The 12,708-nt window shown below is 71.2% G+C and carries 11 protein-coding genes and 1 tRNA gene; 6 read left to right on the top strand and 6 right to left on the bottom strand.

What is annotated here, in order from left to right; translation table 11 throughout:
* Nucleotides 1-115: 115 nt before the first annotated feature.
* Complete coding sequence (locus OG302_RS24970; protein WP_361832632.1) at nucleotides 116-1,507, bottom strand: cystathionine beta-synthase; 1,392 nt, start codon at nucleotides 1,505-1,507, stop codon at nucleotides 116-118.
* Nucleotides 1,508-1,656: 149 nt separating this feature from the next.
* Between OG302_RS24970 and OG302_RS24965 the strand changes: the two genes are divergently transcribed.
* From OG302_RS24965 to OG302_RS24955, 3 genes are all read left to right on the top strand, one after another.
* Nucleotides 1,657-2,676, top strand: a complete 1,020-nt coding sequence (locus OG302_RS24965; RefSeq protein ID WP_371528817.1) for an SGNH/GDSL hydrolase family protein — start codon at nucleotides 1,657-1,659, stop codon at nucleotides 2,674-2,676.
* A gap of 290 nt (nucleotides 2,677-2,966) precedes the next feature.
* Entirely contained in the window at nucleotides 2,967-4,184 is a 1,218-nt protein-coding gene (locus OG302_RS24960) for an acetyl-CoA C-acetyltransferase (RefSeq protein WP_371528816.1), read from the top strand.
* 255 nt (nucleotides 4,185-4,439) lie between these two features.
* Nucleotides 4,440-5,258, top strand: coding sequence for a hypothetical protein (locus tag OG302_RS24955; protein ID WP_361832626.1), 819 nt, complete (start codon nucleotides 4,440-4,442; stop codon nucleotides 5,256-5,258).
* A gap of 31 nt (nucleotides 5,259-5,289) precedes the next feature.
* Here the strand turns inward: OG302_RS24955 and OG302_RS24950 are convergent, their stop codons facing one another.
* A complete protein-coding gene (locus OG302_RS24950; RefSeq protein ID WP_371528815.1) occupies nucleotides 5,290-5,601 on the bottom strand; it encodes a hypothetical protein in 312 nt (103 codons plus the stop codon).
* A 102-nt stretch (nucleotides 5,602-5,703) separates the two neighbouring features.
* Between OG302_RS24950 and OG302_RS24945 the strand changes: the two genes are divergently transcribed.
* Nucleotides 5,704-5,934 (top strand): DUF4287 domain-containing protein, encoded by a 231-nt coding sequence (locus OG302_RS24945; RefSeq protein ID WP_371528814.1) that lies wholly within the window; start codon nucleotides 5,704-5,706, stop codon nucleotides 5,932-5,934.
* Between the two features lie 93 nt (nucleotides 5,935-6,027).
* On the opposite strand, the gene OG302_RS24940 is transcribed toward OG302_RS24945, so the two are convergent.
* The 3 genes from OG302_RS24940 to OG302_RS24930 form a co-directional block, all read right to left on the bottom strand.
* On the bottom strand, nucleotides 6,028-6,945 hold the full coding sequence (locus tag OG302_RS24940) for a Bax inhibitor-1/YccA family protein (protein WP_361832621.1): 918 nt from the start codon (nucleotides 6,943-6,945) through the stop codon (nucleotides 6,028-6,030).
* A gap of 66 nt (nucleotides 6,946-7,011) precedes the next feature.
* Complete coding sequence (locus tag OG302_RS24935; protein ID WP_371528813.1) at nucleotides 7,012-8,409, bottom strand: MFS transporter; 1,398 nt, start codon at nucleotides 8,407-8,409, stop codon at nucleotides 7,012-7,014.
* Between the two features lie 53 nt (nucleotides 8,410-8,462).
* The gene (locus OG302_RS24930; RefSeq protein ID WP_371528812.1) at nucleotides 8,463-9,641 is read right to left on the bottom strand and encodes a 4-hydroxybenzoate 3-monooxygenase; all 1,179 of its coding nucleotides are present in this window, start codon (nucleotides 9,639-9,641) and stop codon (nucleotides 8,463-8,465) included.
* Nucleotides 9,642-9,771: 130 nt separating this feature from the next.
* On the opposite strand from OG302_RS24930, the gene OG302_RS24925 reads away from it, so the two are divergent.
* The gene (locus tag OG302_RS24925) at nucleotides 9,772-11,439 is read left to right on the top strand and encodes an IclR family transcriptional regulator C-terminal domain-containing protein (RefSeq protein ID WP_371528811.1); all 1,668 of its coding nucleotides are present in this window, start codon (nucleotides 9,772-9,774) and stop codon (nucleotides 11,437-11,439) included.
* A gap of 21 nt (nucleotides 11,440-11,460) precedes the next feature.
* Here OG302_RS24925 and OG302_RS24920 read toward each other — a convergent pair.
* Nucleotides 11,461-11,543, bottom strand: a tRNA-Leu gene (locus OG302_RS24920).
* Nucleotides 11,544-11,930: 387 nt separating this feature from the next.
* On the opposite strand from OG302_RS24920, the gene OG302_RS24915 reads away from it, so the two are divergent.
* Entirely contained in the window at nucleotides 11,931-12,701 is a 771-nt protein-coding gene (locus tag OG302_RS24915) for an ABC transporter ATP-binding protein (protein ID WP_361832613.1), read from the top strand.
* Nucleotides 12,702-12,708: the final 7 nt, after the last annotated feature.

Below are 12,708 nucleotides of genomic sequence, written 5' to 3'. Positions count from 1 at the left end.
GCCGACAACCACCAATGTGCCGGAGCCGTGTTAAGCGGGTGCTGCGCGGACGTGTCGCGCTCGTACCACTTCCGCGAAGTTCGCCCCACGGACCACGGATCCGGCACATCCGGGACTACTGCCCCTGCTGCTCCGCCAGGAAGGCCAGCAGGTCCTGACGGCTCACCACACCGGTCGGCTTGCCCTCGACCAGGACGATCGCCGCGTCGGCGCGGCCGAGCACGGCCATCAGGTCGGCGACGGGCTCGCCGGAGCCGACCTGCGGCAGCGGGTCCGACATGTGCTTCTCCAGCGGGTCGCCGAGCGAGGCACGCTGGGCGAACAGGGCGTCCAGGAGCTCGCGTTCGACGACGGAGCCGATGACCTCGGCGGCCATCACGTCCGGGTGGCCCGCGCCCGGCTTGACGATGGGCATCTGCGAGACGCCGTACTCACGCAGTACGTCGATGGCCTCGCCGACCGTCTCCTCGGGGTGCATGTGAACGAGCGAGGGCAGTCGGCCGCCCACCTTGCGGCTCAGTACGTCGCCGACGCGAGGCTGGTCACCGGCCTGCTCCAGGAATCCGTAGTCGTTCATCCACTCGTCGCTGAAGATCTTGCTCATGTAGCCGCGCCCGGAGTCGGGCAGGAGCACGACCACGACGTCGTCCGGGCCGAGCCGCTCGGCGACGCGCAGCGCGGCCACGACGGCCATCCCGCAGGAGCCGCCGACGAGGAGCCCCTCCTCCTTGGCCAGGCGCCGGGTCATCTGGAAGGAGTCCTTGTCGGACACCGCGATGATCTCGTCGGTCACGTTCCTGTCGTACGCGGTCGGCCAGAAGTCCTCACCGACGCCCTCGACGAGGTAGGGCCGCCCGGAGCCGCCGGAGTACACGGAGCCCTCGGGGTCGGCACCGACGACGGTGACCTTGCCCTCGGAGATCTCCTTCAGGTACCCGCCCGTCCCGGAAATGGTGCCGCCGGTCCCGATGCCCGCGACGAAATGGGTGATCTTCCCTTCCGTCTGCTCCCACAGCTCGGGGCCGGTGGAGTGGTAGTGGGAAAGGGGATTGTTCGGGTTGCTGTACTGGTCGGGCTTCCAGGCACCGGGCGTCTCGCGCACCAGGCGGTCCGAGACGTTGTAGTACGAGTCCGGGTGCTCGGGGTCGACGGCCGTGGGGCAGACGACCACGTCGGCGCCGTACGCCCGCAGCACATTGATCTTGTCAAGGGACACCTTGTCGGGGCAGACGAAGATGCACTTGTAGCCCTTCTGCTGGGCCACGATGGCGAGGCCGACCCCGGTGTTGCCGGAGGTGGGCTCGACGATGGTGCCGCCGGGCTTGAGCTCCCCGCTCTGCTCGGCCGCCTCGATCATGCGCAGCGCGATGCGGTCCTTCACGGATCCGCCGGGGTTGAAGTACTCGACCTTGGCCAGGACGGTCGCCTGAATGCCCGTGGTCACGTTGTTGAGCTTCACCAGCGGGGTGTTGCCGACGAGGCTGATCATCGAGTCGTGGAATTGCACCGTTGTCTCCGGGCTGCGATGTAGTGCGACGAATGGGTGTCGTCAGCGTAAGGCTCCCGTTCGGTCGTTCACCTCCGCTTGCGATTGGCCGACCGTCCTTACGGGGCAATGAGTTGATGTAGGGCGGTACGAGGAGGTGGCTGCAGGGCATGTCGAGGGCGAGGGTGGCGCGGCGGATCGCCGCGGGCGCGGCTTACGGCGGCGGAGGTATCGGGCTGCTCGGGGCGGCGACCGTGGGCGTGGTGCTCGCCGAGGTACAGCTGGCGAAGCGGTCCGTCGGGAACAGCGGGGAGCATCCGGCTCCACCGCGGGCGGACGGACGCTACGGATGGGGGTTCGCGGACCGGCCGGACGGCGCGGAGCCGCTGCGGTTCGCGATGCTCGGCGATTCGACCGCCGCGGGCCAGGGGGTCTACCGGGCCAGGCAGACCCCCGCCGCGTTGCTCGCCGCGGGGCTCTCCGCGGTGGCCGAGCGGCCGGTGGAGCTGCGGAACGTGGCGCTGCCGGGCGCCCAGTCGGACGACCTGGACCGCCAGGTGACGCTGCTCCTGTCCGATGCCTCGTCCTGGGTGCCGGACGTCTGCGTGGTGATGATCGGTGCGAACGACGTGACGCACCGGATGCCGGCGACGCGGTCCGTGCGGCTGCTCGCGTCGGCGGTGCGGCGGCTGCGGACGGCCGGGGCGGAGGTGGTGGTCGGTACGTGCCCCGACCTGGGAACGGTCGAGAACGTCTACCAGCCCCTGCGCTGGATGGCCCGAAGGGTGTCACGCCAGCTGGCTGCCGCGCAGACGATCGGGGTGGTCGAGCAGGGCGGGCGGACGGTGTCGCTCGGGGACCTGCTGGGCCCCGAGTTCCTGGCGAACCCCCGGGAGCTGTTCGGTCCCGACAACTACCACCCCTCCGCGGAGGGGTACGCGACCGCGGCGATGGCGGTGCTGCCGACGCTGTGCGCCGCGCTGGGCCTGTGGCCGGAGGAGGAGCGCCCCGATGTGTCCCGCCGGGAGGGCTTCCTGCCGGTGGCACGGGCGGCCGCGCAGGCCGCCTCGGAGGGTGGCACGGAGGTGGCAGCCGCGATGCCCACCGGGCCCCGGGGCCCCTGGGCCCTCATCAAACGACGCCGACGCCGCCGCATCCACGCCCCGGACGCGTCGCCCTTGCCGCAGTGACGCTGCGCTTGGCGGGGCGGGGCCGGTGTGTCACCACGCCGGTCCCGTCGTCACGCCGGTGCGACGCCACGCCGGTGCGGCGCTGCGGGTCGTCGCCCACTGGCCCGGCGCTTCGCGCCGGATGGCTCCCGCCCACCCACCCGTCCGCCCGGCAGCGCCACCACCGAGCAAGCCCTGAGCAAGCGCTTAGACAAATGCGGTCCGCATCACAGTCCCCGGGCGATGACCCGGGGCATTACGTGCAGGTAACTTCCCAGGGAGTCCTGCCCCCTCGTCACTGGAGTGCCGTGATGCCCGAAGCCGTGATCGTCTCTGCCGCCCGCACCCCGATCGGCCGCGCCTTCAAGGGCTCGCTGAAGGATCTGCGGCCGGACGACCTGACCGCCACGATCATCGAGGCCGCCCTCGCCAAGGTGCCGGAGCTCGACCCGAAGCTCATCGACGACCTGATGCTCGGCTGCGGTCTGCCGGGTGGCGAGCAGGGGCACAACCTCGGCCGCATCGTCGCCGTACAGATGGGCATGGACCACCTGCCGGGCTGCACCATCACCCGGTACTGCTCCTCGTCCCTTCAGACGAGCCGCATGGCCCTGCACGCCATCAAGGCGGGCGAGGGGGACGTCTTCATCTCCGCCGGCGTCGAGATGGTGTCCCGCAGCAAGAACGGGACCAGCGACCACCCCGACACCCACAACCCCCTCTTCGCCGACGCCGAGGCCCGCACCGCGGCCGTCGCCCAGAGCGAGGGCTCCACCTGGCACGACCCCCGCGAGGACGGCCTGGTCCCGGACGCGTACATCGCGATGGGGCAGACCGCCGAGAACCTGGCCCGCGCCAAGGGCGTCACCCGCCGGGACATGGACGAGTTCGGCGTCCGCTCGCAGAACCTCGCCGAGGAAGCCATCAAGAACGGCTTCTGGGAGCGCGAGATCACCCCGGTGACGACCCCCGACGGCACCGTCGTCAGCAAGGACGACGGCCCCCGCGCCGGCGTCACGCTCGAAGGCGTCGAGGGCCTCAAGCCCGTCTTCCGCCCCGACGGCCTGGTCACGGCGGGCAACTGCTGCCCGCTCAACGACGGCGCCGCCGCCCTCGTGATCATGAGCGACACCAAGGCCCGCGAGCTCGGCCTGACCCCGCTCGCCCGCATCGTCTCCACCGGCGTCACCGGCCTCTCCCCCGAGATCATGGGGCTCGGCCCGGTCGAGGCGTCGAAGCAGGCCCTGTCCCGCGCCGGTCTCACCGTCGACGACATCGACCTCTTCGAGATCAACGAGGCCTTCGCCGCCCAGGTGATCCCCTCGTACCGCGACCTGAACATCCCGCTCGACAAGCTGAACGTCAACGGCGGCGCCATCGCCGTCGGACACCCCTTCGGCATGACCGGCGCCCGCATCACCGGCACGCTCATCAACAGCCTCCAGTTCCACGACAAGCAGTTCGGCCTGGAGACCATGTGCGTCGGCGGCGGCCAGGGCATGGCCATGGTCATCGAGCGCCTCAGCTGATCCGCGGGAAGCCCTCCGGGCCCCTCTGGACCCATGCGGAACCCCTGCCTCTCCATTGATTCGTGACTCAATCTCCCCCAGGATGTGACCTATCTCCTGGGGGAGATGCATATGCCCAGCTCAGAGCACATCTGTGGATAAACACCGGGCCGAAAGACCTGTCCAATTCGTGACGTAATGCACTGACAGGTGGATCGTGCAGGCTTCAAGCTGATGTAGGAAGTCGGGGGTCGACTTGAAACCGGGAGTACGTCAGTGAGCGCCTTGCCTATTGCCTTGCTGCTCTCCACGGCCGCTGCCACGGCCGTGGGTGCCGCCGCCCTGCACGCCGTGCACGGGCTTCGGAAGCAGATCACGACACTGCGCACCGAGCTGGCCCAGAGCCACTCGGCGACCGCACACGTCACCGTGCCCGCAGCCCGCACGACACCGGACACCGACGAGATACGCACGGCTGTCGCCGAGGCCCTCGCCGAGGAACGGGAGCGCGAGCTGGCCGAGGCGCGGGCCTTCTGGGCCGCCCAGGAAGCCCGGGACGCCTCGGACGCGCCCTCCCTACTGAGTGGCCTGCCGGGCCTCTCCGACATGGCCGACGAGCTGTTCCTGCCCCGCCAGGCGGACTTCTCGGGCCTGGAGGCGGACAGCCTGGAGCCGGTCATCGAGCCGTACGCCGATCCGGCCGACGGTTTCGCGAGCGACTCCCCGGAGCTGGCCGCGGCCCGCCGCCGCCACCCGTCGCACCCGGACTTCGTGCCGGTGCAGTCCCCCGTCAACGGCGACCACGAGCGCACCGTCGCCTGTCTTGAGGAACTGGCCGACGCCCGTACGGCGCTCGCCGACGTCCGCCCCGGCCCGCTCGGCACGCTCGACGTGTACGTCTTCGCGGACGGCACGACGCTCTGCATGACCCCGGGCCACCGCGAGACCGCGGAGCTGCTCGCCGACGCCCTGCGCGACGGCCACGCCCCGGTCCTGCTCGGCGGCTCCGGAGTCTCCGGTGCCTACGCGCTGACCTTCGAGTGCGGCACCGAGAACGTCTACATCCTGGCGGACCGCGTCATCGCCTCGGTCTGACCGCAGCGGCCCCGGCACCCGCCGGGGTCGGTCACACCCCGGCGCGCTTCTGCGCCTTCTCCACGAGCGTCAGCGCCTCCGCGAGCTGACCCTCGTCCGTGAGCACAAGAGCCAGATCCCGCCCCGCGACCGTGATCTGATCGGCCGCCGCGAACATCCCGGCGTCCGGCATCTCCCGCGGCTCCTCGTCCGGCGCCTCGATCCGCTGCCCCCACGCCGCCAGTTCCCTGGCCAGAGCGAGGGCCTCGGTCGCCGCCCCCCGCTGCAGGCGGCTCTGCGGGGCGGCCCGCAACCGGTCGGCGAATTGGTCCACTGCGGCCGTCAAAGGCGTCGTATCAAGCACCCGGCGACCTTATGCGCCCGGGCGGGACTGTTGCCAACGTCCCCACGCTCAGGCACGGTGTCGTGAAGGACGGAACACATCGCGACGCGTCCGGAGGCGCCGATGTCCCAAGTCTTCTCCGAGGAGACCCACCGCAATCTGATCGCCCGCATCCCCCACTGCACCGGTCGTGAGATCTCCGACTGGATCCGCGCCGTGGACGAAGGCCCTTCTCTCATCCGCTTCGAGGAGAAGGTCAGCTGGCTCCGCGCGGAGCACAACCTGGCCTATGGGCACGCCAAAGCAATCATCCACGAGTACGACTTGCGGCGGGCCGCACGCAAGCTGCTCTGACCCCCTCTGTCTCCCTCACACACCACTCACACACAACGGCGAAGGGCCCCGCGGAACATACGTTCCGCGGGGCCCTTCATTGCCTCACACGCGTCAGTCGTTGCCCTGCAGGATGGCGATCAGACGCAGGAACTCCATGTAGATCCAGACGAGCGTCATCGTCAGACCGAACGCCGCGAGCCAGGACTCTTCCTTCGGCGCCCCGTACGCGATGCCGTCCTCGACCTGCTTGAAGTCCAGGGCCAGGAAGCACGCGCCGAGCAGGATGCCGACGATGCCGAAGACGATGCCGAGGCCGCCGCTGCGGAAGCCGAGGCCGTCACCGCCGCCGAAGACCATGAACAGCAGGTTCACCGCGGTCAGCAGCAGGAAGCCCATCGCCGCGGCCATCACGAAGCCGTAGAAGCGACGGTTGACGCGGATCCAGCCCGCCTTGTAGGCGATGAGGACACCGGCGAAGACCGCCATCGTGCCGATCACGGCCTGCATGGCCGCGCCGCTCGCGATGCGGTTGTCGACGACGCTGGAGACGACGCCGAGGAAGACACCCTCCAGGGCGGCGTACGTCAGGATCAGCGGCGGCGATGCCTTGCGCTTGAAGGCCTGCACCAGGCCGAGCACCATCGCGATGAGGCCGGCGCCGATCGCGATGCCGTACGACTTGCTGATGTTGGCGTCGTCCACCGGCAGCAGTGCCCAGGCGAGCGCGGCCGTGACCACGAGTGTGCCGAGCGTGGTGGCCGTACGCAGGACGACGTCGTCCATCGTCATGCGGCCGGCGGTGGTTACGGGCGCCTGGGGGGCGCCGTGCTGCAGGTCCTGCTGGGCGTACGGGTTCGTCGCGTACGGGTTGGCCGGGGCCTGCTGGCCCGCGGTGCCCGCGTACGGGTTGCCCTGCTGGGTCTGTGTCCCGCCCGCGGGTCCCCCGGCCTGCGGCTGCGTGCCGAAGCCCGCGTAGCCGTTGTCGCGGCTGAACCCCCGTCGCGAGAAGACCGGGTTGCTGCTCCTCATTTCACTCCTCCATGGCCACCGGGCGTGGCTTTGGGTCAAGAGTAATGCGTAGGCAAAACAAAGACCCTAGTGCTTGGGGAGGATCTTTCCCTCCTTGTGACCAAGAACGACGGGCCCGGTCCTCTCTGTTCCCGGTGCGGCAGGGGATACACCCTCGTCGGCCGGGGTACGGCGGCTGCGCCGGACGAGTGGCACCAGCGAGATCGCGACGGCTCCGAGCACCGCGGCCACGGCGAACGTCGTGAAGCCGAGGGACGCGTTGCCGCCGGCGACGACGGCACCGCCCAGCCAGGGCCCGACGACCGCGCCGGTGCGTCCGACGCCGGTGATCCAGCCGAGCCCGGTGGCGCGTTGGGCGGGCGTGTAGACGGAGGGGGCGGAGGCGTAGACCATCACCTGCGCCGAGAAGAGCCAGATGCCGGTCATGAAGACGATCACGTACGCGACGCCGAGCGGCAGCTCCGCCTTGAGCAGAAAGGTTCCGCAGGCGGTGAGCAGGAACCAGATCGCGGAGATCCGCACCGCGCCGAACCTGTCGGCGGCCCGGCCCGCGACCAGCATGCCGACGATGCCGCCCGCGTTGATCACCATCAGGAAGGTCACGGAGGAGGACAGGGAGTAGCCGGAGGCCCGCATCAGCTCGGGGAGCCAGGTGGAGACGCCGTAGACGAGCAGCAGTCCGGCGAAGGAGGCGAGCCAGAGGAGCGGGGTCGCAAGACGCTGACCCGGCGTGAAGAGCGAGGCGACGGCGGCGAAGCGCCCCTTGGCGCCCGCCTCGGGGGCTTCGGCGAGCGTCGGGGACGGCAGCAGATACCGGGCGGCGACGGCCTCGGCCTCGCTCCTGCGGCCCTTGGCGAGCAGCACGCCGGGCGACTCGGGCAGCCACTTCAGTACGAGGGGGACGGCGACGATCGCGGGGATCACGCCCGCCCAGAAGACGACGCGCCAGCCGTGGTCGGGGCCGAGCCAGAGTCCGAGGCCCGTGGCCGCCATGCCGCCCGCGTGGTACGAGGTCATCATCAGGCCGGTGGCGAGCGCGGCCCTGCGCGGCGGCGCGAACTCGGCGACGATCGCGAGGCTGATCGGCATCAGACCGCCGAGCCCGAGCCCGGCGATGAACCGCCCGCCGCCGAAGACCGCGGCGCTCGGCGCGAGCGCGCAGACCGCGGAGCCCAGGGAGAACAGCGCGACGCTGCCCGTCACCATCGGCTTGCGGCCGATCCAGTCGGTGAGCGTGCCGCAGCCGAGGGCGCCGATGAGCATGCCGAAGGTGGTCCAGGAGCCGATGGTGCCCGCCGTCGACGGGGTGAAGCCGAAGCCCTCGTCGTCGATGAGGTGCGGCATCACGGCGCCGTAGATGTTGACGTCCATGCCGTCGAAGAAGACGACGAGCCAGCACAGGGCTATGACGGGGGCGACGGATCTGAAGGTCCGCTGGGGCGCGGCGCCTTGGGGAGCGGTCACGGGGCTCTCACTTCTTTGTGGAGTGGGGACTACCGGGGGACGGGGGTGCGGGCTCAGTCGAGGGGGAAGCCCGTGTAGCTCTCCGCGAGGTCGGCCTCGGCCGAGCGCGATGAGGTGATCCGGTCCAGCTGAGCGAGCTGGACGCGGTGGTCGAAGGGGGTGGCTCCGGGGGCGCGGTGCAGCATCGTGGTCATGGCGTACGAGAAGCGCTCGGCCTGCCAGACGCGGCGCAGGCAGGTCGCGGAGTACGCCTCCAGGCGGGCGTCGGAGCCGGTGGCGCGGAACTCGGCGAGGGCGCGGGCGAAGGTGACGACGTCGCCGACGGCGAGGTTGAGGCCCTTGGCGCCGGTGGGCGGGACGATGTGGGCGGCGTCCCCGGCGAGGAACACTCGTCCGTGCCGCATCGGCTCGTGGACGTGGCTGCGCATGGGGGTGACGGACTTGGCGGTGACGGGTCCGCGCTTGAGCGTCCAGGCGGGGTCGTCCGTCTCCAGGCGGCGGTCGAGCTCGTCCCAGATCTCCTCGTCGCCCCAGTCGGCCGCGTCGGTGCCTGCCGGAACCTGGAGGTACGCGCGCGTGACGGTCGGCGACCTCATGGACAGGAGGGCGAAGCCGCGGTCGTGGCGGGCGTAGACCAGCTCGTCGTGCGAGGGCGGCACGTCGGCGAGGATGCCGAGCCAGCCGAAGGGGTACGTCCGCTCGAAGACCCGGGAGACGTCGGCGGGCACGGCCTTGCGGGCCACGCCCCAGGAGCCGTCGCAGCCCACCACGTAGTCGCAATCCAGGACGTCCTCGCGGCCCTGGTGGCGGAAGCGGACGCGCGGCTGCTCGGTCTCGGCGCCCTCGACGGCGAGTGCCTCGGCCTCGAAGAGCAGCGGGCCCCCGGCGGCGAGCTGGAGGGCTATGAGGTCCTTGCAGACCTCGGTCTGGGCGTAGACCATCACGGACCGGCCGCCGGTCAGGGCGGGGAAGTCGACGCGGTGCCTGCGGCGGTCGAAGCGCAGCTCGATGCCGTCGTGCGGGATGCCCTCGCGGTCCATGCGGGCGGCGGCTCCGGCCTCGCGCAGGACGTCGACGGTGCCCTGTTCCAGGATCCCGGCGCGCTGGCGCTGCTCCACGTAGGCGCGGTCCCGGGTCTCCAGGACGACGGAGTCGATGCCGGCGTTGTGCAGCAGGCGGGCCAGGAGCAGGCCCGCCGGTCCGGCTCCGATGATTCCGACGGTGGTGCGCATCGGCCGACCCCTCCACTTGTTCGCCTGGTGAACTTTCGTTCATAATGTGCTGACGGGAGTCTCCGACCGGACCCAGCGGCTGTCAACGGTTGCGGGGCGGCCGGTTTCCCACCGTGCGAGGAGCGGCGCCATGCCAGAAGAGTCCGTACGCCCCCTGGAGCGCGGCCTCGCGGTGCTGCGCGCCCTCTCCGTCGCCGAACAGGTCAGGGCGGGCGACCTGGTGCGCGCCACCGGTCTCGCCCGCTCCACGGTGGACCGGGTCGTGGCGACCCTGGTCCGCCTCGGCTACGTACGCGAGCAGGGCCAGGAACTCCACCTGACGCCCCGCCTGATGGAGCTCGGCAACGCCTACCTCGCGGCGAGCGGGCTGAGCGGTGAGGTCGCCGCGCGCACCGCACGGCTCGCGGACGATCTTGACGAGTCGGTGTCCCTCGCGGTGCCGGACGGCAACGGCGTCCGCTTCGTCACGCAGGCCGCGCGGCGCCGCGCGATGTCGGTGGCCTTCCGCATCGGCGATCTGCTGCCCGCCGAGCGGTGCGCGCCGGGCGCGCTGTTCGCCGCCGAGTGGGACGAGGCGGCGTGGGCGGCGTGGCGGGCACGCGTGGCGGCCACCCCCGCCGACGACCCGGCCCGCGCCTTCCCCGCGCTGCCGCCCGGCCCCGCGTCCCCGCCGCCGGACCTCGCGGACCGCGTGGAGCACTCGCGCGTGACGGGCTGGGCACTGGACGACCAGTTGATCGAGCCGGGCCTGATCGCCACGGCGGTCCCGGTGCGCGACACGGCGGGCCGCGTCCGGTACGCCCTGTCCGCGGTGAGCCACACCAGCAGGCACACGGCACAGGGCCTGGCGGAGCTCGTGCTGCCACGGCTGCGGGAGGAGGCCGCCCACCTGGAGTCCTTGCCGGCGACACAACTACCGGACGGGACAGCCGATGTGATGGCCCCTCATGCCACCGCGGAGGGCCTTCCGCGTGAGCAGCCGAGTACCGCCAAGGCCGAACTCGGCCCGGACTTCCTCCAGTCGCTCGCCCGCGGCCTCACCGTCCTGCGCGCCCTGGGCCCGGCCCACGGCGACGGTCTCCCGCTCACCGCGATCGCCGCGGCCACCGGCCTGCCACGGGCCACCGCGCGCCGCTGCCTGCACACCCTGGAACTGGAGGGGTACGCGGCGCACGACGGCCGCCTCTACCGCCCGCTCCCCCGCGTCCTGGAGCTCGGCTTCGCGCGCCTGTCCCGCCTCGGCTTCGCCGACATCGCCGAGCCGCATCTGCGCCAACTGACCGGCCGCGTCCACCAGTCGGCGTCGGTGACGGTGCTCGACGGCACGGACATCCTGTACGTGGCGCGGGCGGCCACGGTGCGCGTCATGAGCGTCCACATCACGCTCGGCACGCGCTTCCCCGCCTACCCCACCGCCATGGGCCGCGTCCTCCTGTCCGGACTCCCGGAGGCGGACCGCGCGCGCCTCCTGAAGGCCGCCCCGCCCCGCTCCCTCACCCGGCGCACCGTCACCGACCCGGCGGAGCTGCACCGCGTCCTGGACCGGGCGGCCGCCGACGGCTACGCCACCGCGGACGAGGAGCTTGAGGAGGGCCTGCGCTCGGTCGCCGTACCGGTCAAGGACGCGGCGGGGCGGGTGGTCGCCGCCCTGAACGTGGCGCAGCACGCAGGCACCGCCCCGCTGGACGAGACCATCGGGGCGCTGCTTCCCGCCCTGCGCGGGACAGCGGCGGCGATCGAGGCGGACCTGCACACCGCGGCGCGCTTCAACGGCGCGCTGATGCCTTGGCGCACATGACCGCTGACGCCTTGGCGGAGGTGCCCGGAGCCGGACTTGAACCGGCACGCCCGCTAGGGGCAGCGAGGTTTAAGCTCGCCGTGTCTGCATTCCACCATCCGGGCAGGCCGTGGGCTCCGCATCAAGTGATTCGACCCTATCGGGGAGCGTCCCCCGAACAGCGGAACAACAGCCCGATGTTGTCTTATTTTATTGACGTCTGAGGGTGCATCAGCCACCGGTACGGCCCATCGGTACATGCCGGAGGCCTTTCCACGGTGGTGGGGGCTCCGGGACGGAATGACGGAATTTAGCCGCCTCCGCGGCGTCCGCGGGTCACTGGCAGGTGGTACCCGCCTCAGGGGTGGGGGTCATCCCCAGGTATGACACGGACGCTCGGGGTCCGACTGCAGAGGGCCCTCGGAACCAGAACAACGGCTGACTACACGCCCCGGTTCCGCAAGGACGATGGAGTACGTCCCCACTCGTCGTCCCGACAGGAGCACCGCCCCGTGACCACCACCCCCTTCGCCGCCCGCACCACCGCGGTGGCCGCACGCGCCACGGACCTCTCCAAGGTGTACGGACAGGGCGAGACCCAGGTGGTCGCCCTGGACCATGTCTCCGTCGACTTCCGGCAGGGCGAGTTCACCGCGATCATGGGCCCCTCGGGCTCCGGCAAGTCGACCCTGATGCACTGCGTCGCGGGTCTCGACAGCTTCAGCGGCGGCTCCGTGCGGATCGGCGAGACCGAGCTTTCCACCCTCAAGGACAAGCAGCTCACCAAGCTCCGCCGGGACAAGATCGGCTTCATCTTCCAGGCCTTCAACCTCCTGCCGACGCTGACGGCCCTGGAGAACATCACGCTGCCGATGGACATCGCGGGCCGCAAGCCCGACAAGCAGTGGCTGGAGCAGGTCATCTCCATGGTCGGCCTGGCCGGGCGGCTCAGCCACCGGCCCACCGAGCTCTCCGGCGGCCAGCAGCAGCGCGTCGCCGTGGCCCGCGCGCTCGCCTCGCGGCCCGACATCATCTTCGGCGACGAGCCGACCGGAAACCTGGACTCGCGCTCGGGCGCCGAGGTCCTCGGCTTCCTGCGCAACTCCGTGCGCGAGCTGGGCCAGACCGTCGTCATGGTCACCCACGACCCGGTGGCCGCGGCGTACGCGGACCGCGTGATCTTCCTCGCCGACGGGCGGATCGTCGACGAGATGCTCTCGCCGACCGCCGACGGCGTCCTCGACCGGATGAAGGACTTCGACGCGAAGGGCCGCACGAGCTAGCGCTCCG

It is taken from the genome of Streptomyces sp. NBC_01283 (assembly GCF_041435335.1).
Taxonomy (GTDB): domain Bacteria; phylum Actinomycetota; class Actinomycetes; order Streptomycetales; family Streptomycetaceae; genus Streptomyces.
The sequence above is the reverse complement of the archived record's forward strand: the minus strand, read 5'-3'. Positions and strand labels throughout refer to the sequence as shown.

Coding starts and splice junctions, on each gene's coding strand:
- OG302_RS24965 (WP_371528817.1), top strand. CDS start 1,657: ATGTCGAGGGCGAGGGTGGCGCGGCGGATCGCCGCGGGCGCGGCTTAC.
- OG302_RS24940 (WP_361832621.1), bottom strand. CDS start 6,945: ATGAGGAGCAGCAACCCGGTCTTCTCGCGACGGGGGTTCAGCCGCGAC.
- OG302_RS24960 (WP_371528816.1), top strand. CDS start 2,967: ATGCCCGAAGCCGTGATCGTCTCTGCCGCCCGCACCCCGATCGGCCGC.
- OG302_RS24925 (WP_371528811.1), top strand. CDS start 9,772: ATGCCAGAAGAGTCCGTACGCCCCCTGGAGCGCGGCCTCGCGGTGCTG.
- OG302_RS24930 (WP_371528812.1), bottom strand. CDS start 9,641: ATGCGCACCACCGTCGGAATCATCGGAGCCGGACCGGCGGGCCTGCTC.
- OG302_RS24945 (WP_371528814.1), top strand. CDS start 5,704: ATGTCCCAAGTCTTCTCCGAGGAGACCCACCGCAATCTGATCGCCCGC.